A 22,096-nucleotide genomic window follows, 5' to 3' on the forward strand; every position below is an offset into this window, starting at 1 on the left:
CGGATGGTAGTGACCGCTCCACGGGTATGAGTGTTGAGAATATCGGCCGGGCTGAACACTTATGTCCGATTGGGGACATACTGCGGCCATGAACCGCCGGTCCCTCTCAATCGCAGCGATCGCCCTCCTCGCAGTCGTCTGTCTCGGTATGGTTGCCGCAGTCGCATTTCCGCTCTCGACCGGAGAGCCACAGGGGATGAGCGAGAGCTTCACCCAGCACGCCGACGAGGAGTACCAACTGAGCGGCGAGATCGAGACCGATGGGGATGTCAGTCTCGCAGTCGACGGCGCAGTGGCGGAATCGGGCGAGGGCTACGTCAGGATAGTCGACAACAGTGTCACCGACACACGGTATCAAGACGGGGACGACGAGACTGTCTACCGGCAGTTACTGATCGAGGACGCTGGGCCTGACCAGCCGGGTGCCGACCGGTATATCGAGGACATCGAAGACGATCCCGACGAGCGACTGGTGCGGGAGAACCGGGCCGGTGAAACGACCGAACTCGTCACCGTCGTCGAAGACCCTGATACTGAGATCGGTGACCGTCTCGACGGTGGCGCGAGCGTCGTCACGGAGGTGCTTGGCTTTGCCGAGTACGACTCCGTCGAGACGAGCGATGGGACCCAAACACTCACCCCGACCGACGGCTGGTTCGACGAGTATCGCTCGTACCGGATCGCAGGGAGTAGTGGGGACGTCCGCGTCGACGCCGAAACGAACGCAGTCGAGCAGGCGGACGTGCGCTGGGACGTGACCACCGACGCTGGTTCGTACGCCGAGTATCTGATCGCCGGCGAGACGACGACACAGCGTATCAGCTACGAGTACGAGGGCGGCGACGTGGACGTCGAGACGCCAGAGTGGGTTGACGGAATCGACGCTTGAGAGCGACAAACGGTGGCTATCAACGGAGGACAATAAAAGGATCACTGTTAGGGTTATATTCTATAACGAAAATACATTACCTATGGCGCAAGAGTCAACTAGCCATCAGGAGCTTGGGGGAGTACCAGCGAGGGCTGTCGATCGGCGCACGTTCCTCGCAGCGAGCGCGGGGATTGCAGGCATCGGCATGGCGGGCTGTCTCGGCAACGGCGCGGAGGGCGACGAGATCGCGATCATCTCCAGCGACGCCGGGTTCGACGACAACGCGTTCAACGACATGGCGCTCAGCGGGTTACAGAACGCACAGGAAGAGTACGACTTCGAGATCAACCAGATCGAGGAGACTGACACCACCGCGTTCGGAGACGTACAGGTCGAGGCGGCCGAAACCGAACCGGATCTTATCGTGATGGTCGGGTTCCAGCACACGTCGCCGCTGGAGGATAACGCGCCCGAGTATCCCGATCAGAACTGGATGCTGATCAACGACCCGCTCGACGAGCCAAACGTCGCCTCGTTTACCTGGGCCAACCACGAGATGTCGTATCTCGCAGGCGTGCTCGCCGGGACGATGACGACACACGAACTCGAACACGACGGGAACGAAAACGATCCCGAGAACGCCCACGTCGGCTTTGTCGGCGGTGAGGACGGCTCGTTGATCAACGCCTTCGAGGAGTCCTACATCGCCGGGGCCGAGTGGGTCAACGAGGAGGTCGAGGTCAGCACCGGCTACATCGGCAACTTCAGCGACACGAGCGTGGCAAACGACATCGCCACGTCGCAGTATCAGGACGGTGCGGATATCGTCTACCACGCTGCGGCGGCGGCCGGTGCGGGTGCGATCGAGGCCGCCCAGCAACAGGGGCGCTTCGCTATCGGCGTCGATGCCGATCAGTCCAGAACCCTGCCGGAGTTCCAGGACGTCATCATCGGCTCCGCGGTGAAGTTCATCGACGAGGGGACCGAGGAGGCCGCTCAGGCCACGTACGAGGACGAGTTCGACAGTATCGCCGACGAGCACAACCTGCTCGGACTCGCCGAGGAGGCGGTCGACGCCGTCATCGGACAGGCGTTCGAGGGTGCGCTGCCCGAGGAGGTCGACCAGAACATCGACGAGGCGACGCAGGCGATCATCGACGGCGATATCGAGGTTCCCTGTGAGGCGGACGGCTGCTAGACGCCGCCCTCCAGTACTCTGTATTACATCATGAGTCGGAAGGAGACACGGGAGACTGCCGTTCGTCTGGACGGGATTACGAAACGCTTCGGAGACGTCGTGGCAAACGACGGGGTCGATTTCACACTCGAATCGGGAACAGTCCACGCCTTGCTCGGCGAGAACGGCTCGGGCAAGACGACCCTGATGAGCATCCTCTACGGGCTGTACGATCAGGACGAGGGAGCGATCGCCGTCGACGGCGAGCCCCGGGAGTTCACCAGTCCACGCGACGCGATCGACGCGGGGATCGGAATGATCCACCAGCACTTCCAGCTCATCGAACCGATGACCGTCCTCCAGAACGTGGTGCTCGGACACGAGCCGGTCTCGGGAGGACTCGTCGACGAGGACGATGCCCGTGCGGAGATCGAAGCGCTCTGTAATCGCTACGCGTTCGACGTCGATCAGCATCTCGATACGCCGGTTCAGGATCTCGATATCGGTGTCAAACAGCGGACCGAGATCGTCAAGAGCCTCTATCGCGGCGCAGAGATCCTCGTCTTCGACGAGCCGACAGCGGTGTTGACGCCACAGGAGGTCGACGGGCTGTTCGACCTGATGCGTGAGTTGACCGAACAGGATCGGTCGCTGGTCTTTATCACGCACAAACTCGACGAGGCCATCGAAATCGCGGACGAAATTACGGTGTTGCGCGACGGGAACGCTGTCGGGACCGTCGACGCAGCCGACACCTCGAAAGCGGAGCTGGCGCGGATGATGGTCGGCCGGGAGGTGTTGTTCGACCGAACGGAACGCGAGGCGACGACGGGCACACGCGTTCTCGAAACCGAGGGGCTCCACGTCCAGGGTGACCGGGGTCTGGAACAGGTGACGGATGTCGACATACGGGTCCGGGAGGGCGAGATCCTCGGGATCGCCGGCGTCCAGGGCAACGGTCAGTCCGAACTCGTCGAGGCGCTGACCGGGCTGCGATCCGTCACATCCGGATCAATCCGTTTTGAGGGCGAGGAGATCACGGAGACGGACCGGCGCGAGCGGATCGAGCGCGGGATCGCCTACGTCCCCGAGGACCGCCAGCAGGAAGGGCTGGTACTGGAGTACGATCTGGTTCGCAACGCGTTGCTTGGCAATCAGACAGTCGAGCCGTTCGTCGACGGCTGGTTCGTCGACTGGGACGCCGTCGACGAGCACGCCCACGAGGTCGTGGCGGAGTACGATGTCCAGCCACCGGATCCATCCGTGCGTTCGTCATCGCTCTCGGGTGGCAACCAGCAGAAGTTCGTCGTTGGCCGGGAGATCAACCACGATCCTCGCCTGTTGATCGCATCGCATCCGACTCGCGGCGTCGACATCGGGTCGGTCGAGTTTATCCACAACCGACTGCTGGATCTGCGTGCAGAGGGTATTGCGCTCGTAATCGTCTCCTCGAAACTCGAAGAGATCCAGCAGCTCTCGGACCGGATCGCCGTCCTCTATGAGGGTTCGATCGTCGACATCGTCGACCCGGAGGAAGTAACCGAACAGGAGCTAGGGCTGTTGATGACCGGAACGGAGATCGACCGATCCGGGGTGTCAATCAGACAGCAGTCCGATCTCCCGGGGGAGCCATGAGCGACGCCGATCCCGGTCGTATTCGACCCACGCTCGACGCCGCCGCCGACTGGATGCTCCGGGCGACGCCCATCGAGCGGATCGCGCTGGCGGTCGCCTCGACGATTGCGGCACTGTCGATCGGGCTCGTCGTCGTTACCGCCTCGGGGCACAACCCGCTCCTGTTCATCAACGACATGCTCTATGGGGCGTTCGGGACCGAGCGCAGGCTAACGATCACCCTCCGGGAATCCTCGTACTTCATTCTTGCAGGCGTCGCGGTCGCGGTGGCGTTCCGGGCGGGCGTCTTCAACATCGGTGTACAGGGGCAGTTCATCGTCGGGATGCTGGCGACGACGATGACGATCCTGTGGCTGACACCGTTCCTCCCTGCCAACCGGATCGGCGGGGTCGGGCTCATGTTCGTCGGCATACTGGGTGGCGTACTCGCGGGCGGCGCGTACGGTGCGCTTCCGGGAGTACTCAAGGCCTACGCGGACGCCAACGAGATCATCACGACGATCATGCTGAACTTCATCGCCATCGGCGTGGTGTTCTACCTCGTCGACGGCCCGTTTCGGGGTGAGGGTGAGTCGGCGACCAGAACCGCCTCGATCCCCGAGTACGCGGAACTCCCGCCGGTGCTGTTCGAGGGATCCGGTTTCTCGATTCTCGGTCTCGCCGGGACGATCGGCGTCGCCGTGGTGATCTACGTGTTGCTCACGCGCACGCGGATCGGCTACGACATGGTGACGAGCGGCTACCAGGAGTCCGCGGCGGTCTACTCCGGCGTCGACGCGAAGCGGACAATCGTTGGGACGATGACGATCTCGGGGATGGTCGCGGGCGTCCTCGGTGCGCTCTTTATCATCATGCACGCGAACGCGACGCCGAACGCCCATGGGATCGACACGTACGGGTTCGACGCCATCGCGGTGAGCCTGCTCGCGGCGAACCACCCGCTGGGCGTGATTCCCGCGGGAGCGCTGTTCGGTGGGCTAGAGGCCGGCGGCCAGTACATCAACGTGTCCTCGGATGTCCCGCCACAGCTGATCGATGGCATCGTCGGGCTCGTTGTGCTCTTCGTCGCCGTACCCGAACTGTTCCGGATGACCGCACGGCGGACCGGTCTCGGTGGTGATGGCGAATGAGCGTCACCAGCTACGCGAGAGCGAACCCCGGTCGGATCGGCGTACTGGTCGGCCTCACGGTGCTCGCAGGGGTGGTCGTCGTGTGGCAGGATTCGGGACTGGCCCGGCTACTCACGCTCGGGTATCTCGAACGCTCCCTGCGGGCGGCGACGCCGATTGCACTGGTCGCCATCGGCGGACTGATCGCCGAAAAGAGCGGCGTGTTCAACATCGGCGTCGAGGGGTTCATGATCTTCGGCGCGGTCAACGGCCTCGCCGCGGCGTATCTCGTCTCCGGGAACGGTGAGGTCACACAGTTGCATCTCTGGATCGGGCTCGTCGTCGCAGTGGTAATCAGCGCCGTCCTCACGACCCTCTTTGCAATCTTGATGATCCGCTACGAGGCCGACCAGATCGTCGCCGGGCTGGCGGTCTGGTTCATCGGTCTCGGGTTCGGACCGTTTACCGCAATCCTGATCTGGGATAGCCGGAACAGCGGAACCGTGGGTCGGATCGGCAACATCGACCTGCCGCTCCTCTCGGAGATTCCGGTGCTCGGACCCGTCTTCTTCGATGCATCGCCGTTTATCCTGCTGACGATTATCGTCGCCGTCGCGGCGTGGGTGTTTCTCTACCGAACCCGGTACGGCTACTGGCTGCAGGCCGCCGGTGAGAATCCCGAAGCACTCGATACGGCGGGGATCGACGTCAACCGCGTTCGCTACGCCGCGGTGATCTTCTCGGGGACGATGGCGGGACTGGCGGGAGCCGTGTTGACCCTCGGCGTCACGGGCAACTTCATCGGCTCCGGGATGACAGTCGTCGACGGCCGGGGCTGGATCGGTATCGTCGCCTACCTCTTTGGCAACTACAACCCGATCGGGGCGTTCCTCGCCGCACTCCTGTTCGGCGCGATGGATATGCTCCAGATCCAGTTCCAGACGATCGGCGTCCCGCTACCCTCCAGTCTGGTCGATCTGTTCCCCTACGTCGTCGTAATTGTCGTTCTGACGTTCTACGGGTCGACACGGATGCCCTCGCGCGTCGGTGAGCCATACGAGAGCGAAAAGTAGGCCCGAGAGCAGGTCGCCCCCTCCCCCACCACCGGGAGTTATACGCTCCGAGACGGCGTCTCTCATATGGGGGAGAGCTTCGGTATCGGCTTCGTCGGTTGCGGATTCATCACTCGCGAGGCACACGTCCCGAGCGTCGAGTACCTGCCCGGCGTCCACGTCGCCGCGATCCAGAACCGAACACGGGAGACCGCGGAATCGGTCGCAGCCCGGTGTCGATCCGCGGGCTGGGGCGATCCAAGCGTCTACGGCGAGGGCGACATCGGCGCGCTCGTCGCAGACGAGGCCGTCGACGGTCTGTGGATCACCAGCCCGAACTTCATGCGGGTCGACGTCGTCGATGCAGCCGTCGATGCGGTCGAGGACGGCGCAAAACTGCGGGGGATCGCAATGGAAAAACCAGTGGCCCGAACCCTCCGTGAGGCGGGCCGGATCGTCGACCGAATCGAGGACGTTGGCCTGCCACACGCATATCTGGAAAACTGGCCGCACGAGCCGGAGATCCAGCAGTTGCGCGACCTGCTCTGGGAGCGCGGCCGGGACGCGGGACGGCCCTACCTCGCCCGCTCGCAGGCCGAACACGGCGGGCCACACTCGGCGTGGTTCTGGGACGGCAAGCGCCAGGGCGGCGGCGCGCTGACCGACATGCTCTGTCACGCACTGGCGGGCAACCACGTCTTGCTGGCCGATCCGGAGCGTCCCGACGGGGGCCTCGACGCGGTCTCGGTCTCCGCGGACACTGAGACGCTAAAGTGGGCCCGTGAGGAGTACGCCGCTGAACTACGCGAGGAGTACGGTGTCGATTACGAGACCACCCCGGCAGAGGACTACGCGCGGGCAACGATCCGCTACGAGAGCGAGGTAGGAGATCCGCTGATCTCCGAGGCCACGGGATCGTGGTGTTACGTCGGCGCAGGAGTGCGGCGCTCGATCGAGTTGCTCGGCCCGGAGTACTCGGGACAGGTTGTCACCGACGAGGAGTCCTCCAGTGTCTTCGTCTCGGACGCGCTGGGCGGAGGAGACGGCTGGGCAGAGAAACAGAACGCCACGAGCGGCCGGATGCCGATCGTCGGCGAGAGCGTCGTCGACGGGGGATACGTCGCCGAGAACTGTGACGCCGTCGACGCCTTCGAGTGCGGGGAGAACGGTTCTCTCGATCTGCACGACGGGCTGGACGTCTTGCGGCTCTGTATGGCGGCCTACCGGGCGGCCGAAACCGGTGAGGATGTCGACCTGCGGACCGCCGATCTGGAGACGTTTACGCCGCCCCCAGCGCGAGGATAGCGGATCGCTGTGCCAACTCGCGCTCCTGTACTCACTACTCGACCAGCCGCAAGGTCTCGCCCCGATCGGCACTCCGACGTGCCGTCTCGACGATCCGGTGTGCCTCCCGACAGAACGCGGGATCGGCTGGCCCCGACGGCTCGGTGTCGGTCTCCAGCAGGTCGATCAGGTAGGCGACCAGATTCTCGAACCGTTCGGGCAGGGGGGACGGCTCGACGGGGTAGCCCTCCGGCTCCGCCTCGGTCGTGACCCTGATCGGCGCGCTCCGTTCTCTCGTGCTGATCGCCCCCTCCGTACCGACGATCTCGTAGCCTTTCGGCGGCTGGGGCTGGATCTCCCACGGATCGGTGAGCATCCGCCAGGAGGTCTGAAACGCCGACAGCCCTTCTTCGAACCGGCAGATCGTCGAGGACTGGACATCGACGTCCATGTCCTCGGGCACGTACGTCTCGGCGGTGGCTTCCGTGGGCAGGTCGCCACCGCGGAACCACGTCGAGAACGTCGCGCCGTAGCCCAGATAATCCAGCATGGATCCACCGCCAGCACCAGGGTCGTAAAACCAGCTCTCCTCTGGAGGTGCCCCGGAGTTCCCACCGTAGTACTGGACCTCGATCACGTCGCCGATCGTCCCATCGGTGACCAGCGTCCGGACCTCGTGTAGTACCGGGTCCCACATGACTGGCCAGTTGAGGACGAACAGCCGGTCGGACTCGTCGACGGCGTCGAGTATTCGATCCCCTCCCGCGAGTGTCGCGGCCAGTGGCTTCTCGATGGCAATGTGGACGTCGTACGGCGCAACGCGCTCGACGAACTCGGCGTGTCTGTCATTGCGTGGACAGCCGATCACCACGTCAGGTTCGGTCTCGCTCAGACAGATGTCGAGATCGTCGTAGACGTCGCTGTCGGGGATATCGAACTCGCTCACCGCCGCCGACAGCGATCCGGTCGACGTGCTCGAATCCTCGTCGCACACCCCGACGAGTTCCGCGGCTGGATGGGCCGCGACCCAGCCGACGTTTGTGTTCATATGCATCTGATCGAAGTTCGCGCAGGCGAACGTCCACGTCATACGCTAGCAGTCCGAGCGAGGCGGGAAGAATCTGTGCCCGCCCAACGGCTTGACACGAGGTTTTTGCTCATGAAGACCAACTACTGACTGTGGCGAACTTCGAAGCCGTACTGTTCGATCTCGACGGGACGCTCTGTCGGCGTACACAGGATACCGACGCGCTGTACGCGCGGGTCTTCGAGCGGTCGGGCGAGGATCCGTTCGGCACCCCTTCCGAGCTCTGGACGGCGCTCTCCGGGCCGCCGGATCACGACGATCCGATCGGGTACTACGGGGCCGGGATCGCCCGGGTTGCCGCACAAAACGGCCGCTCGGACGCGGACACGCTTGCACTCGCGCGTGAACTGGTCGCGGCGATCGACGACAGCGCGGTCGAGCTGCTTCCGGGGACAGGAGCAGCACTCGACGCCGCGGCGGCAGTTGGACGGGTCGGCGTCGTCACGAACGGGCCAGCCGACAGCCAGCGAACGAAACTCGACGCGCTCGGTATCGCCGACCGGTTCGACACCGTGGTCTGTGCCGCGGAACTCCCCCGGGCGAAGCCCCACGCGCGGCCGTTCGAGCGCGCACTCGATGATCTGGATGTGGCCCCTGACCGCGCGCTCTACGTTGGCAACTCGCTGGAGTACGATATTGCGGGTGCACAGAACGCGGGACTCGCCGCGGCGTGGCTCCGTGACGAGCAGGGGTCGGGATCGTACGACCCGGAGTACACCCTGAACTCGCTGGCCGACCTGCCCGCGGTGCTGGGGGTGACCGATGAATAAATTGCGGGACGTGTTTGAGACCGAGCCACGGGGTGCTGCAGCCGAAGCCGCGCTCGGAAGCGTCAAGGAACCGGCGGTCGACGTCGAGCCGATCCACCGCGGCAACCGCAAACGAACCGCGGTCGTCCGCTTCGCCGAGCGCGGTCCCGTCGTACTACAGGTCTGTGATGAGCGGACGTGGCTCCGGACGGAGGTCGCGCTCCTGTGCGAGATCAGGGAACGAACCTTCGTGCCAGTTCCGCCGGTGCTCACGGCTGGCTCACACAATGGCGTCGCATACATGCTCACTGCATACGTGGCCGGAGCGGATCTTCACGAGCGATTCACCGGAGTCAACGCGGAGACGCGACGTGATCTCGCGTACTGGTTCGGTAAAGCGCTCGGCAGGCTCCACGAGACGTTCGAGTTCGATGGCTATGGGCGACTTCTCCTCTCTGACGGTGAGTTTACGACCGAACACACGGACTGGAACCGCTGGTTCCGGCAGTACGGTCTTCGAGCCGTTGAGCGGCTCCCCGACGCGTTCGACCCGCTACGTGACGATCTGCGCGCACTGTTCGAGGAGATACCGGTGTCGGACGCAGCACCACGACTGTTCCCCTGGGACTTTCGGCCCGGTAACGCGCTCGTCGCCGACGGGTCAGTCACCGCCGTGCTCGACTGGGAAGCGCCGCTCGCTGCCCCGCCCGCGCTCTCGGTTGCGAAGTCGGAGTACCTCGTGGCCGACTGGTACGTCGACGATCCCGACCCGCTCCGCAAGGCGTTCAGGGATGGCTACAGCGCTGTCAGACAGTACCCGTCGGTCCACTCGGCACATCGTGTCGTTGCGATCGCCGAAAGTGCAGTGGACTCTTGTGGGGTCGTCACTAACCCCCGGTATCCGCCTGTCGGGAGAGGGGACGCCATCGATTTTCATACGGATGCACTGCAGCACACACTGTCTGATGACTGACCGGCACAATGGTTACCACGTGAGGACGAACGGATCCTCGCATGTCTCGGCTCCGATGGGTGGTCACCGCACGGCTGCTCTCCAGCGAGGCGTTCCGGAAGGTTTCGGCGGACCACGTCGCCGAGCGACTGGCCACGCTCGAATACGCCGGGCTGGTCCACCGCGTCGAGACCACCTCCTTCGAGCTGGCCACTGACGTCGAGCGGTCTCTCGTCGGCAATTTCGACGCCGAGCGTCAACCTCTCCCGCGCCGGGTGTAGCTGTCGCTACGTGACCAAGGAGAGAGAAAGAGGGCGCGTTGTCGGTCTTCGACTTCGTACTCGAACAGCGTTGCCGACGGGATTTCCGGCGGTTCGACCGTTCTTCCGTTGAAAATGGAGCTGTTCGCAGGTGTGTACACGATGTAACATTGTAACATTGTTTACAACGTCACATCGTGTGATTACCCCCCAACCAGACAGATGGAGTCAGCCCCGGTACCGACGGATACTTGTTGGTTCAAAAGTAGCAGTACACTATCACTGAAGAGTCCAGCTCCGATAGCCGATCCACCCTCACGAGACGCCGTCTCATGTTTGCGGCAGGGGGCACGCTCGGGGTGGCTGGCGGCGGGGCGTTCTATGTCTACGAATCGCTCCAGGGCGACTTCGGGGACCACGCCGCCCCTTTGTCACCGCCTGTCCTCAGCACGCGTGGAACAGCCACCGACACTGGAGACGCAGGTCCAGTCCGGACCGAGGGGGCGTGGGCGATCGACGATTCGTCGGAGCTGTTCCTATTTGTCCACGGCTTCGATACCGAGGACGACGCCGCCCGTGATCAAGCGTACGCAACACAGGTCGGGCTCGACGACTTGCGTCCCGCACCGGTGGCCGCCTATAGCTGGGACAGTGCTGTCAACTGGGACGCGGCGAAACGGAACGCCGACGCGAACGCAGCCCCACTCGCCGACTGGCTGATCGACTGGGACCGAACCGACGGTAGACCGATCCATCTCGTCGGGTATTCGCTCGGCGCGCGCGTCGTCTGTGAAACGCTTCGCGTACTCGAAGACCACGGCGAGACCGGGGTTCCGGCCTCCGTGTCGCTTCTCGGGGGGGCCATCCCGTACGACAGCGTCGAGCGTCCCGGCAGATACGGCAGTGCGATCGCTGCAGTCGACGCTCAGGTCACCAACTTCCACAGTCGAAACGACCGCGTGCTTGGCTGGGTCTACCGCGTTTCCGACCGGACCCGCGCAGTCGGCCACGGTGGGATCAATACCCCCGACGCCGCTCCAGCGGGCTACAGGGACGTGGCTGTCACCGAACTCGTCGACGATCACTACTCGTATTTCCAGCCGGGGGAGGGCTGTCTTCCCCAGCTCGTCGAGCAGATCGAATGATTCAGAAAGGACGCAAGTCCGGCCCCCTGTGGTACGGGGTCGTTGCATTCGGCTTCTTTGCGAGAAGGGCGAGCGGTATCACAACCCCGGGTATCAGCCAGGCCCGCACCGGGTGCTCGCGGCTCGGGATACTCACAGGTCACACAGTCGACGACGTTGTTGTAGTCCGGCGCGACCTCGATGCCGGTACTCGTCGTGATCCCCTGCGACCAGTGCCTGACCGTATTGCTTGCCAGTCCTTCCTCCGGTAAGCACAAGAACCAACACTAATATGACAGTTGTTTGCGCAGTTCGGGGCATGCCCTCCGAAGAATCCAGCACCCACAACGACGCAGCGCAAGCACAGATGAACAGGTTGGTCGTACTCATGACCGTTGGGATCTTTACCGGGTTGGTGATTGACACGCTTTCTATTTTGCTGGCTATTTTCACTGGGATTGCATTCTGTGTGGTCTACCTGCTCTGGGAAATCTCTGTACACCTCCAGGAGCTTCGATTTGAGACGTAGTCGCCAACCTCCAGCTGTCGACAGAGAGCCCATCACACCGACCACCCCACGATCGCAACGGTGATCCACGCGAGATTGTTCGCGACGACCAGGGCGCTCGGGATCACTCCGGCGAGCAAGACGGGCGTCCGACGGCCACGCTCCCGCGTCTCAGTCGGCGGCTGGTATCACACTCACGACAGCGGTGGGCGACGTGATCCTCGTCACCGAACACCCGCTGGAAGTCCTCCGAGACGTGGGCTCCACAGTTCCGGCAGGTGGCGGACTCGTCGCTCTCGGTGACGAGTTTCAACACGAGAACCACCTCCGTTTTGCACTGTGAATTTCGCCAGAAGGCGCGGACCCCCGACTGGTTACCAGTTCAAATCCGGATTTTCGCCGCGATTTCGAAAATCCATATCTCAGATTAGAGGCACTGAGGACAGTGCAAACAGCCGTTTGGCTATCTACTGTGTTTCGGGTAGGAAGTAGGTCCGCCCTCCCCGATATTGAACAGATGAGAGACGGTCTCGCTCACTTCGTTCGCGAGCGTGCGACTCTCGTGTTCAAATCGGCTCAGGATGGATTTCTCACTGCTCACGTTGTTCGCAGGAGAAAGTCCGCCCTCCCCGATTTAGAACGCCGGAAGACGTGCTCGCTCCGCTGTGCGCGCCTTCCGAGCCCTCGTTCGCTTCGCTCACGAGGACGGGGGACAAGTCGATGGAGGTCGACTACGATTCGACTCGAAAACCAGTCCGCCCTCCCCGATTTGAACGGGGGACAAGTCGATCTACAGTCGACTGCTCTACCAGTCTGAGCTAAGGGCGGGCGTGCGATTCTTACTCGTTCGCTGTCGGACTTAAGGGTTATTATCGACTCCCGCTATGCCAGTGGGAACCAGCCGGTGACAGACACGCGTCAGACACGTGCGAACGTTGATAAGGGATCGCGACACAGTGACAGATGAGCGGTATGAGCAAGATCACGTTCCGGGCGGACGACGACCTCGTCGAGGAGATCGAGGCGTTCGACGCCTCGAAAAGCGAGGTGCTACGCGAGGCGCTACGGAGCTACATCGAGGATCACGAGCCAGCAGACAGTGGCACGTCGCCGGATTCGGACTCGCTGGACGCGCTGGTCGCCGACCGTGTCGACGAGTTGATCGACCGACGGCTGGACGAGCGGTTGGGCCAGCAGTCCACGCCACAGGACGTCACAGTGAACGTCTCTATCGAGGACGAGCGCGCGCAATCAGAGCGTAAGACAGAGTCATCAGGGGACGTGACCATCGAACCTGACGACAGGACGTGCACTCAGTGCGGCGAGGGGGTGGGCGACGAGCACGTCTACTGCCCGAACTGTGGGGAGAAGGCGTCCAAACGTTCGTTCTGTGAATGTGGTGACGAGCTCCGTTCGGACTGGGCGTTCTGTCCAGGCTGTGGGCGTCGGACACCGGCTGCAGACGTGCTAGATCCTCGGTAGAGGCTCACACACTGCCGAAGGCGGCGTTTACTTCTTTGTGTCACAACCGCCGTTACATTTATTATGTATGCCCGTGAGGTTCCAGTCGCGTAAGACGGTTGTCTTACACAAAGGGGTGGAACCCCTCACTCCCGGCGTTGTCGGGTGGCGAGGGCTGTAAGACAGACGAGCGGTATCCACGAGAGACAGCCGTCTTACACAGGGGAATACAACATATGGAGCGTGTGACACTGCGAATTCCGAAACAGCAGATCGATGCGGTCGAACAGATGGTCGACACCGGCCAGTACCCGAACCGTAGCGAGGCGATTCGGGCGGCTGTCCGGGAGATGGTCGACGAACAACAGGAGACCTCCCAGAACTCCAGTAAACGAACCTGGGCGAAGGTGTAGTTATGCAGGATATTGTTCAGGATGCGCTTGAAAACGCCGAAGAGGAGAAACGGGAGATGGACGCTGCGGCAGACGACGACGAGTTTGGCGATCCTCGGATCGTGATCGTCGGTGCTGGCGGTGCCGGGAACAACACGGTCAATCGGCTGTACAATATCGGCGTCGAAGGTGCCGAGACCATTGCGATCAACACCGACAAACAGCACCTCAAGATGATCGAGGCCGACACGAAGATCCTCGTCGGCAAGTCCCTGACAAACGGACTCGGAGCAGGTGGCGACCCATCGATGGGCGAGCGAGCTACCGAGATGGCCCAGGGAACGGTCAAGGAAGTACTGGGTAACGCCGATCTCGTGTTCGTCACCGCAGGGATGGGTGGCGGGACCGGGACCGGAGCAGCACCGGTCGTCTCGAAGATCGCCAAAGAACAGGGTGCGATCGTCGTCGGTATGGTCTCGACGCCGTTCAACGTCGAGCGCGCACGGACGGTCAAGGCCGAGGAGGGGCTGGAGAAACTGCGCGACGAGGCCGATTCGATCATCGTACTCGACAACAACCGTCTGCTGGAGTACGTGCCAAATCTGCCGATCGGCAAGGCCTTCTCGGTGATGGACCAGATCATCGCCGAGACGGTCAAGGGAATCTCGGAAACGATCACCCAGCCGAGTCTGATCAATCTGGACTACGCCGATATGACGACCATCATGAACCAGGGTGGCGTCGCAGTGATGCTCGTCGGCGAGACACAGGACAAGAACAAGACAGAAGAAGTAGTCAAGGACGCGATGAACCATCCACTGCTTGATGTCGACTACCGCGGCGCGAGCGGCGGGCTGGTTCACATTACTGGCGGCCCCGACCTCACACTGAAGGAGGCCGAGGGCATCGCGGACAATATTACCGAGCGACTGGAAGCCAGCGCGAACGTCATCTGGGGGGCCCGAATCCAGGAGGAGTACAAGGGCAAGGTCCGCGTGATGGCGATCATGACCGGCGTCCAGAGCGCGCAGGTGCTTGGTCCGACGACGCAAAAGCAGGCCAACAAGTCCCGCGAGAGTCTCCAGGGCGCGAACGAAGCATCCTTTGACGCCAGCCAGAATCTCGACGACTCGGGAAGTCAGGGTAACTTTGGCGCTCAGAGCGACGGCGGAAAGAATACCGTCGAGAAGCAAAACGGCCTCGACGTCATCCGGTAGCTGAATCTTCCTTTTCCGGCGGCGTCGTTCGGAAACGCTGATTTACTCGCATCACTAACAGCGATGTATAGTGACGATCAGCACCTCTCGGCGTCGGCTGCTGGCCGCCAGTTGTGGGCTCACATTCGGAGCGATAGCTGGATGTACGGAGAATGAGGACGGACATACCACGTATGACATCGAAAACCAGCGATCCGAGGGGGTAGCTATCGACTTTCGGATGTACACAATGGGAGAGCTCGTCATTGCCCGGGAGTACGAACTCGACTCGGGTGAGACTCGCCGGGAAGAAAACGCGCTGGCAGGGACGGAGTTCGAAGTCGAAGTGACCATCGACGAGGAGACGGCGACGTACGACCTCGAGCAGAAGGGCTGTGACGATCAGGAGCTACGAATCCGGATTCGGGACGACGAGGTTGTGTTCGACTCCGACGACTGCGAGTGAGAGGAGTTCCCCGTCTTACACCGACTGGACCGAATCGACCAGCGCGCACTTCCGGCAGCGCTCGCGCGTGGTCGGCGCACCACACTCGACGCACTCCTGGGTTTCCGTCGTTCCTTCACTGTCGTCGTTGTAACTGTCGGCTGCGAGCGCAGCCAGTTCCTCGTAGCCGGACATGATCGAATGCCGGGTTCCGGGATGGTTCTCTTCGAGGTCGTAGAGCAGCTGTTGAATCTCCCCGCGGTAGGCTTCGCTGGAGTGTGGACACTCCGTTATATGAGCGGGCAGATCCCGGAGGTGTGCGTAGAGCGCGACTTCCTTTTCGGGGATATCCCGGAGGGGCTTCGCCCGCGGGACGAACACATCCTGATCCGACCGGGAGCCAGGCGACCTGTCTTCGGAGTCCGGTAGATCACGGTCATCGAAGTCGCCGAGGCTCGCATCGAAGTGACTGGCCATCTGCTCGACGTTCCCTTCGAGGACGTTCATCAGAGCGGTCTGGGCCTCATCATCGAGGTTGTGTCCGGTTAGCAGTTTGTCGGCGTCGAGCTCATCCGCGTACTTCGAGAGGAGGTCCCGCCGAAAGACGCCACAGTACGCACACGCCGCCATATTCTCCGGATCTTTCTCCACGACGTCGTCCATCCGGACGCCGAACTCCTCCTCATATGTGACCAGTTCGTGGCGCAGGTCGAGTTCGGCGGCCAGTTCCTCACAGGCGTCGACGCTTTTGTCACGGTAGCCCTCGATCCCCTCGTGGATCGTCAGCCCGATCAGCTCGATTCGTGGATCCTTCGCGAACGTGTCCTCGAGGATCTGCGTGAGGACGACGCTGTCTTTCCCGCCCGAGAGGCCGATCACCCATCGCTGTGGGTTCTCGGGAGTGGCCGAGCGCGGAACCAGACTGTCCTCCCGGATGCGATGGCGGACGCGGCTCTCGACAGACTCGCAGAAGTGCTCCTCGCAGAGATGCGATCCCGAGTACGCCGCATGCATCACGGCCTCGCGGTCGCACTTGGTGCAGTCCATTGGGAGAGCGTAACCGCGTGAGCGGTATCACCGTTTCGGCTCGGCGTCTTACAGCGCGTCCGGACCGTCTCGAACGGCGGCGAGCAGCGTGTCGATTAGCCGCTCGCGGTCAGGCGAGGAGAACAGTTCGTGGCCGCCGTCGTACAGCCGGATCCGATCCGATGGGACCCGATCCCCGATTGCCCGCGTACTGACCAGTCGATCACTGAGCGTACAGAAGACGACGGAATCCTCGCTGATCGGTGGGAGGGCGCGCTGAGCGTACCGTATCTCCCGGAGGAACGACGGCGCGGCGCGTCCGGCTCCGTCCGAGAGCTGTCGATCCGTGGCTAACTCGCCAATCGCGTCTCTGTCGGTCACCTCTGTGGGGACGATCGGTACCGATATCGGCAGTTTTCTGACGAGCGATAGTGCTGGCCCCTGTTGGTTCTCGGCATAGCCCCACCACGGGCTGAGATAGGTCCGGGTCTCGGCGTCGTCGAGATACGGCCCGATCAGGCCGCCAGTGCTATGACCCAGCAGCCGGAACGAGTCGAGCGTCTCGACGTAGCGCTCTACCGGGAGCACGTACTCCTCGACGAAGTCATCGATCGTGTCCGGAATCTCGAAGACTGTGACGCGATACTCCGCTGTCAGTTCGTCTAGTAGCCACTGCACGTTCTCGTGATCGATTCTGTTCCCCCAGCCGAGGACAAACACGAGTTCGTCGTCGGAGCCTCCGTCGAACGTCTGTCGGCGCACAGACTGGTCTTCATCGACGGGAAGTATAAGCGTTGGCGCTGGATCACTCGTTCGTGAATCAAGCGGTTCGGTAGCACACCCTCGAAGATTATGATCGTGTCCGTCGAAGATCGACATATGGCCCGGAATACGGAGCTAGCGACGCTGTCGCACTGCTGGAACTGCGGGTTCGAGGCACCACCCGGAAGCGACGAGTGGGACCGACTCGATGCGGTATCAATCGGAACGCTGACCCGCTGTCCGGAGTGTGGGAGTACGGATGTCTCGACCGGTCGGTGAGTATCACCGGAGACGGTCAGTCACACCGTCGAGACATCCTTCCCAGAGACATCTCCGAAAGGCGATATCGTAACCGGTCGTATCCCGAACCGCATCGAGGTTCGTTCGGAGGGTGTCCCATTCGTCGGCGGTCAGCGCGATCTCCTCGTTGGTGCCCATCACGCCCGTGTTGTCGGGGTCGTCGTCATGACACAGTGTGAGGTGGGCAATCTCGTGGAAAAGGAGCCGTTCCTGTTCCCACTGATCTTCGCGATCACAGACAACCGCCCGGTTACCGACACTGAACCCGTTGACGTGGCCGTCGACGCCGCCACCGAGCAGGTTGGCCCAGGGGCTGTAGACCAGTCCACCGTACCCCTCGAACTCGTGCCCGGGGATAACGAAGACCTGCACCGCAACATCTCGGACAAACGGTTCGACTTCGTCGTGATACAGGCCGGTTCGATCCCAGAGCAACGTCCTGGCGTTCCAGCCGTACTCGCGTTCGATCCGATCGCGTTCGTATCGGTGCGGGTAGTCGAGCCACTGCGCGTAGATCCCGTGTTTGCGGAAGCGCTTTTCGATGTTGCGTTTCGTTCTCTGGTCGATCGATGCCCCTCCGACGTATCTGATATCGAGCAGAAGGTCTCGTCGCTCCGGGTCAAGGCCCTCAAACTGGTCTCGACCGAACAGGCCGACGAACCTGCGGTGAAACGAGTCGGAGCGTTCTTTGCTATCGGGGATCCCATCCCCGTCTTCGTCGGTGAACCGGCGGTCCGTCAGGTACCCACCTGCGCTGACGCCTGCTGGGACGCCAATCCCCCCACCGACCGACTGAAGCACCGCCCTGCGGCTTGTTCGGGGCTTCTCCTCGCCACCGTCCGTCGAGGGGGGCATTTCTCATCTCATCGGTTTGCATGATTATATATGAAGATACTGGCCGCTTGCTGGACATTCCTCTTCTATGAGGTATTCTTGTTACTCCGTGTCGGGTGTGACGAGTTCGTTATTTCGATCGAACAGGTTCGGCAGTACAACCTCAGTACTGCCAAACATCGCCGGCGCGTCGGCGCTTGCCTCGGTCTGCTCCGTGGGTACGGCGCTCTCACTGTCAGGGGTCTCTGTGGCCGGTGTGGCGTGGCGATCGGCGGTTTCACTTGTCGTTCTGACGGCTCGTCGTGTTGTCTGCGTGTTGGCTGGCATTGAATGAACTGCGGTGGATCGGTCGGCTACTGGACGTGGGTCAGAAAGAGGGGTCGCGTACTGCTACAGATGTGTGCATCGTATCTACCACTGTGAGCTTATCCTTAATAATTGTTTATGTTGTTTCTCCCCTTCCGACTCCGGCCACCCACGCACGTCTGTACGGACCAAAACCTCATCTATACGCAGAATAGATATCACATAGTGACGACGAACGAGCCGATTTCCGTTCTATACGTCAACGACGACCCCGAACTGCTTCGGTTGGTCAGTACACGTCTCGAACGGGAACGCGACCACCTGACGATCCACAGGGCCGACTCCGTCGAAGACGGGCTTTCGATCCTGCGAACCGACGACATCGATTGCATTCTGAGCGATTACTACATGCCCGACCGAAACGGGCTCGATTTTCTCCGAACCGTCCGTGCGGACGACGACGAGATCCCGTTTATACTGTTCACCGAAACGGGCGACGAATCCGTTGCGAGCGAGAGCATCAGCGCGGGCGTCACCGATTACATCATCCAGGAAGCGATCGGCAACCAGTCCGCACTGCTGGCAAACAAGATCACGACACACGTTGAGCACATCCGCGCACGTCGAACGGTGGAGTATACGGATCGACAGCTTCGAGACATCGCCGAGACGACCGAAGATGTTCTGTGGGTATTCTCGGCCGACTGGTCGGAGCTTCGATTTGCCAACTCCGCCTACGAGGAGACATTCGGCCACTCGATTGAGGAGCTTCGAGCTGATCCCTCGTCATTTCTCGCGCAGGTGGTTGCGGACGATCGGGACCGCGTGCAGCGGGCGATGGAGCGGGTTTCGGATGGAGAGCCACTACGGATTGAATATCGGGTGAACTACTCCGATGATATTCGTCTCTGGGTCGAATCACGATGTCGGCCGGGATTCGACGAGAACGGCGACCTGGACTATGTCGCCGGATTTACCCGCGATATCACCGAGCAGAAATCTCACGAGAAAAGCCTCGTTCTCAAAAACGAACAGCTAGAGCAGTTCAGCTCGACGGTAGCACACGACCTGCGTAACCCCCTCAACATTGCCGATGGGAACATCGACCTCGCACGTGAGGAGTGTGACAGCCAGTATCTCGACATTGCGTCGGAGGCAGTCTCCGAGATGGCCGTGCTCATCGACGAACTGCTCGCGCTCGCAAAGGAAGGCGAGACTATCGACGAACGGTCACAGGTCGGGTTCGAAGAACTCGTCCGGTCGGGGGCTCGAAACGTTGTTCTGGATGCAACACGACTCGATATCCAGGGCAGCGCAACGCTCGACTGTGACCCCTCGCGGCTGCGCGAGGCGCTGGAGAACCTGTTACGGAACGCGACCGGCCACGGAGGCGAGGATGTGATGGTAACGGTTGGGTTGATCGACGACGGAACCGGGTTCTACGTCGAGGACGATGGGCAAGGAATCCCTGCCGACAAGCGGAATGTCATCTTCGAGCGCGGACATACTGAGTCACAGCACGGGAGCGGGTTCGGGCTGGCAATCGTCGACCAGATCGTCGATGCACACGGCTGGGAAATCGTGGCAACCGAAAGTTCCAGCGGCGGCGCACGCTTCGAGATCACCGGGATCGATTCACTCTCGATCGAATCGGAGTGAGGCCGGTGATTTCGAGCCTCAGATATTTTTTCGCTGCGCTCAGTCATTCTAAAGCACCGAAAGACTCCCTCCGGTCGTCTTTCGACTTTCCGCACTAGTCGTGGCGGAAACACCGAAAGACTCCCTCCGGTCGTCTTTCGAGCTTTCGACATTCCCTCGCTAACGCTCAGTCATGTCTAAAGCACCGCTGGCCGGTCATTACCATCGCGATATCGTGTTCGTCGGCGGCTTCGATGACGTCCTCGTCGTTGACCGACCCACCGGGTTGAATCACAGCCTCGATGCCCGCTTCTGCGGCTTTCTCGATGCCGTCCGGGAACGGGAAGAACGCGTCTGAAGCCATCACTGCGCCCTCCGCTGACTTTCCTTCTGCGTCGCGCTCGGCTTTCATTGTGGCGATCTCGACCGCGTCGACGCGCGAGACCTGTCCCGCGCCGACGCCGACGGTCTCGGTACCGCTGGCGAAGAGGATCGCGTTCGATTTGACGTGTTTGATCGTCTGCCAGGCAAAGAGCATCGAGTCGATCTGCTCGTCGGTCGGCTCGCGTTCGGTGACGACCTCCAGGTCCTCGGCGGAGAGTTTCTGATCGTCGCGCTGCTGGATCAGTCGCCCGCCGACGAGATCCTTCTGGGTGAGCGGTTCGTACCCCTCGCCGAACTCGCCGACATCGAGGACACGCAGGTTCTTTTTTTCCGTGAGCACGTCGAGCGCGTCGTCGGTGTAGCCCGGCGCGACGACAACCTCCTTGAACGAATCGATGACTTGCTCGGCAGTATCGACGTCACAGACCCGGTTCAGCGCGACGATGCCGCCGAAGGCGCTCTTGGCGTCGGTCGAGAGGGCGCGCTCGTAGGCCTCCGCAAGCGTGTCCGCAGTCGCACAGCCCGCCGGGTTTGTGTGTTTGATGACAGCGCAGGCCGGGTCGTCGAACTCCTTGACGATGCCCAGCGCGGCATCCGTATCGTTGTAGTTGTTGTACGACATCCCCTTCGCCCCCTCGTTCAACTGGGGTGCGCCGACGATGCTGGCCTCCTCACAGGTGTTATCGACGTAGACCGCGGCGTCCTGATGGGGATTCTCCCCGTAGCGCAGTTCGGCCGCCCGATCGGCTGTTTCGACGTGACGCTGGGGGAGCTGTTCAGCCGTATCCGAGGCTACCGTGACCTCGCCAGCGTCGAGGTTGACGTCGACGTTGCCCTCGGCGAACCAGCGCACCGCACGCGGGTAGGCGGCGAACTCGCCCTGATAGAGGATCCGCTCTGCAAGGCTATCCTCGTCGTCGCCCTCGTAGACGGGGATCGGCTCCTGAGTCACGACCGGGCCGCCATCTACCTCGCTCTCGACGACCTCTCCCTCGTCGTCGGTCGCGTCGGTGACGATGTGGACCGTACAGCCGGAGACGGAGACGCCCGAATCCAGCGCGTCGCCCCACGCGTCCATGCCGGGGAAGGCAGGAAGCAGGGATGGGTGCACGTTCAACGTCGTCGGCTGCGCGTCAAGGAACTCGCCGGTGAGGATCCGCATGTAGCCATCGAGACAGACGAGTTCGAACTCGTAGTCGGCCAGCGCGTCGTTGATGCGCGCCTCGTGGGCCTGTCGGCTCTCGCCGTCCTCGCGTTCGACGACTTCGGTTGGAATACCGCGTTTCTCGGCTTTTTCCACGACCGGCGCGTCGGCGTCGTTGGTCAAGATGACCGCAAACTCCGCGCCGCCGGGCGCGATATCCGCGATGTGCATGAGGTTTCGGCCACGATTGCTCGCCATGCCCGCGATCCGTGTCATAGCTGAGTGAGCGAGCGCGTCGACAAAAGTAGTTGCGATACGACCGGGCAGAGTATACATGTACATGTATATCTTTTACCCGTATCTTCCGATGTTAGACCCAATCTGTTCACATCCGTGGCTC

The 22,096-nt window shown here is 62.0% G+C and carries 24 protein-coding genes and 1 tRNA gene; 17 read left to right on the plus strand and 8 right to left on the minus strand.

What is annotated here, in order from left to right:
* The first annotated feature begins 88 nt into the window (after positions 1-88).
* The 6 genes from AArcSt11_RS12325 to AArcSt11_RS12350 all read left to right on the plus strand — a co-directional run bounded on the left by AArcSt11_RS12325 (position 89) and on the right by AArcSt11_RS12350 (position 7,149).
* Positions 89-889: a hypothetical protein gene (locus tag AArcSt11_RS12325; RefSeq protein WP_250597449.1), complete on the plus strand. Its 801-nt coding sequence runs from the start codon at positions 89-91 to the stop codon at positions 887-889.
* Positions 890-971: 82 nt separating this feature from the next.
* Entirely contained in the window at positions 972-2,069 is a 1,098-nt protein-coding gene (locus AArcSt11_RS12330; protein ID WP_250597450.1) for a BMP family lipoprotein, read from the plus strand.
* A gap of 30 nt (positions 2,070-2,099) precedes the next feature.
* Positions 2,100-3,683, plus strand: a complete 1,584-nt coding sequence (locus AArcSt11_RS12335) for an ABC transporter ATP-binding protein (protein WP_250597451.1) — start codon at positions 2,100-2,102, stop codon at positions 3,681-3,683.
* Positions 3,680-4,813, plus strand: coding sequence for an ABC transporter permease (locus AArcSt11_RS12340; RefSeq protein ID WP_250597452.1), 1,134 nt, complete (start codon positions 3,680-3,682; stop codon positions 4,811-4,813). The genes AArcSt11_RS12335 and AArcSt11_RS12340 overlap by 4 nt, the downstream gene beginning before the upstream one ends.
* Complete coding sequence (locus tag AArcSt11_RS12345; RefSeq protein ID WP_250597453.1) at positions 4,810-5,865, plus strand: ABC transporter permease; 1,056 nt, start codon at positions 4,810-4,812, stop codon at positions 5,863-5,865. Before AArcSt11_RS12340 ends, AArcSt11_RS12345 begins: the two co-directional genes overlap by 4 nt.
* A 66-nt stretch (positions 5,866-5,931) precedes the next feature.
* Positions 5,932-7,149 carry a Gfo/Idh/MocA family protein gene (locus AArcSt11_RS12350; RefSeq protein ID WP_250597455.1) on the plus strand — a complete coding sequence of 406 codons (1,218 nt, stop codon included), beginning with the start codon at positions 5,932-5,934 and terminating at the stop codon, positions 7,147-7,149.
* 34 nt (positions 7,150-7,183) lie between these two features.
* On the opposite strand, the gene AArcSt11_RS12355 is transcribed toward AArcSt11_RS12350, so the two are convergent.
* Positions 7,184-8,218: a Gfo/Idh/MocA family protein gene (locus AArcSt11_RS12355; RefSeq protein ID WP_250597456.1), complete on the minus strand. Its 1,035-nt coding sequence runs from the start codon at positions 8,216-8,218 to the stop codon at positions 7,184-7,186.
* Between the two features lie 89 nt (positions 8,219-8,307).
* Here AArcSt11_RS12355 and AArcSt11_RS12360 point away from each other — a divergent pair, with 89 nt between their 5' ends.
* The 5 genes from AArcSt11_RS12360 (at position 8,308) to AArcSt11_RS12380 (ending at position 11,829) form a co-directional block, all read left to right on the plus strand.
* On the plus strand, positions 8,308-8,985 hold the full coding sequence (locus tag AArcSt11_RS12360) for an HAD family hydrolase (RefSeq protein ID WP_250597458.1): 678 nt from the start codon (positions 8,308-8,310) through the stop codon (positions 8,983-8,985).
* On the plus strand, positions 8,978-9,937 hold the full coding sequence (locus AArcSt11_RS12365) for a phosphotransferase family protein (protein WP_250597460.1): 960 nt from the start codon (positions 8,978-8,980) through the stop codon (positions 9,935-9,937). The genes AArcSt11_RS12360 and AArcSt11_RS12365 overlap by 8 nt, the downstream gene beginning before the upstream one ends.
* Before the next feature lie 41 nt (positions 9,938-9,978).
* Positions 9,979-10,197 (plus strand): hypothetical protein, encoded by a 219-nt coding sequence (locus tag AArcSt11_RS12370; protein WP_250597461.1) that lies wholly within the window; start codon positions 9,979-9,981, stop codon positions 10,195-10,197.
* Between the two features lie 311 nt (positions 10,198-10,508).
* Positions 10,509-11,321, plus strand: coding sequence for a DUF726 domain-containing protein (locus tag AArcSt11_RS12375; protein WP_250597462.1), 813 nt, complete (start codon positions 10,509-10,511; stop codon positions 11,319-11,321).
* A gap of 298 nt (positions 11,322-11,619) precedes the next feature.
* The gene (locus AArcSt11_RS12380) at positions 11,620-11,829 is read left to right on the plus strand and encodes a hypothetical protein (RefSeq protein ID WP_250597463.1); all 210 of its coding nucleotides are present in this window, start codon (positions 11,620-11,622) and stop codon (positions 11,827-11,829) included.
* Positions 11,830-11,932: 103 nt separating this feature from the next.
* Here AArcSt11_RS12380 and AArcSt11_RS12385 read toward each other — a convergent pair whose 3' ends face one another.
* Positions 11,933-12,124 carry a DUF7563 family protein gene (locus AArcSt11_RS12385; RefSeq protein WP_250597464.1) on the minus strand — a complete coding sequence of 64 codons (192 nt, stop codon included), beginning with the start codon at positions 12,122-12,124 and terminating at the stop codon, positions 11,933-11,935.
* Between the two features lie 438 nt (positions 12,125-12,562).
* Positions 12,563-12,636 (minus strand) — tRNA-Tyr (locus tag AArcSt11_RS12390).
* 144 nt (positions 12,637-12,780) lie between these two features.
* Between AArcSt11_RS12390 and AArcSt11_RS12395 the strand changes: the two genes are divergently transcribed.
* From AArcSt11_RS12395 to AArcSt11_RS12410, 4 genes are all read left to right on the plus strand, one after another.
* Complete coding sequence (locus tag AArcSt11_RS12395) at positions 12,781-13,290, plus strand: double zinc ribbon domain-containing protein (RefSeq protein ID WP_250597465.1); 510 nt, start codon at positions 12,781-12,783, stop codon at positions 13,288-13,290.
* Between the two features lie 215 nt (positions 13,291-13,505).
* Entirely contained in the window at positions 13,506-13,682 is a 177-nt protein-coding gene (gene cdrS / locus AArcSt11_RS12400) for a transcriptional regulator CdrS (protein ID WP_238477558.1), read from the plus strand.
* Positions 13,683-13,684: 2 nt separating this feature from the next.
* A complete protein-coding gene (ftsZ, locus tag AArcSt11_RS12405) occupies positions 13,685-14,878 on the plus strand; it encodes a cell division protein FtsZ (RefSeq protein WP_250597466.1) in 1,194 nt (397 codons plus the stop codon).
* Between the two features lie 229 nt (positions 14,879-15,107).
* Positions 15,108-15,323, plus strand: a complete 216-nt coding sequence (locus AArcSt11_RS12410; RefSeq protein WP_250597468.1) for an Ig-like domain-containing protein — start codon at positions 15,108-15,110, stop codon at positions 15,321-15,323.
* 15 nt (positions 15,324-15,338) lie between these two features.
* On the opposite strand, the gene ncsA is transcribed toward AArcSt11_RS12410, so the two are convergent.
* The gene (gene ncsA, locus AArcSt11_RS12415; RefSeq protein ID WP_250597469.1) at positions 15,339-16,349 is read right to left on the minus strand and encodes a tRNA 2-thiolation protein NcsA; all 1,011 of its coding nucleotides are present in this window, start codon (positions 16,347-16,349) and stop codon (positions 15,339-15,341) included.
* 48 nt (positions 16,350-16,397) lie between these two features.
* A complete protein-coding gene (locus AArcSt11_RS12420) occupies positions 16,398-17,090 on the minus strand; it encodes an alpha/beta hydrolase (protein WP_250597470.1) in 693 nt (230 codons plus the stop codon).
* Between the two features lie 117 nt (positions 17,091-17,207).
* Here AArcSt11_RS12420 and AArcSt11_RS12425 point away from each other — a divergent pair, with 117 nt between their 5' ends.
* Entirely contained in the window at positions 17,208-17,369 is a 162-nt protein-coding gene (locus AArcSt11_RS12425; protein ID WP_250597471.1) for a hypothetical protein, read from the plus strand.
* A gap of 3 nt (positions 17,370-17,372) precedes the next feature.
* On the opposite strand, the gene AArcSt11_RS12430 is transcribed toward AArcSt11_RS12425, so the two are convergent.
* Together AArcSt11_RS12430 and AArcSt11_RS12435 are read right to left on the minus strand one after the other, a co-directional pair.
* Entirely contained in the window at positions 17,373-18,245 is an 873-nt protein-coding gene (locus AArcSt11_RS12430) for a hypothetical protein (protein ID WP_250597472.1), read from the minus strand.
* An 81-nt stretch (positions 18,246-18,326) separates the two neighbouring features.
* Entirely contained in the window at positions 18,327-18,551 is a 225-nt protein-coding gene (locus AArcSt11_RS12435; RefSeq protein ID WP_250597473.1) for a hypothetical protein, read from the minus strand.
* Between the two features lie 204 nt (positions 18,552-18,755).
* On the opposite strand from AArcSt11_RS12435, the gene AArcSt11_RS12440 reads away from it, so the two are divergent.
* The gene (locus AArcSt11_RS12440; RefSeq protein ID WP_250597474.1) at positions 18,756-20,189 is read left to right on the plus strand and encodes an ATP-binding response regulator; all 1,434 of its coding nucleotides are present in this window, start codon (positions 18,756-18,758) and stop codon (positions 20,187-20,189) included.
* A 166-nt stretch (positions 20,190-20,355) separates the two neighbouring features.
* Here the strand turns inward: AArcSt11_RS12440 and purH are convergent, their stop codons facing one another.
* Positions 20,356-21,972: a bifunctional phosphoribosylaminoimidazolecarboxamide formyltransferase/IMP cyclohydrolase gene (gene purH, locus AArcSt11_RS12445; protein WP_250597476.1), complete on the minus strand. Its 1,617-nt coding sequence runs from the start codon at positions 21,970-21,972 to the stop codon at positions 20,356-20,358.
* Between the last annotated feature and the right edge of the window lie 124 nt (positions 21,973-22,096).

The sequence above is a fragment of the Natranaeroarchaeum aerophilus genome (assembly GCF_023638055.1).
Classification (GTDB): Archaea; Halobacteriota; Halobacteria; order Halobacteriales; family Natronoarchaeaceae; genus Natranaeroarchaeum; species Natranaeroarchaeum aerophilum.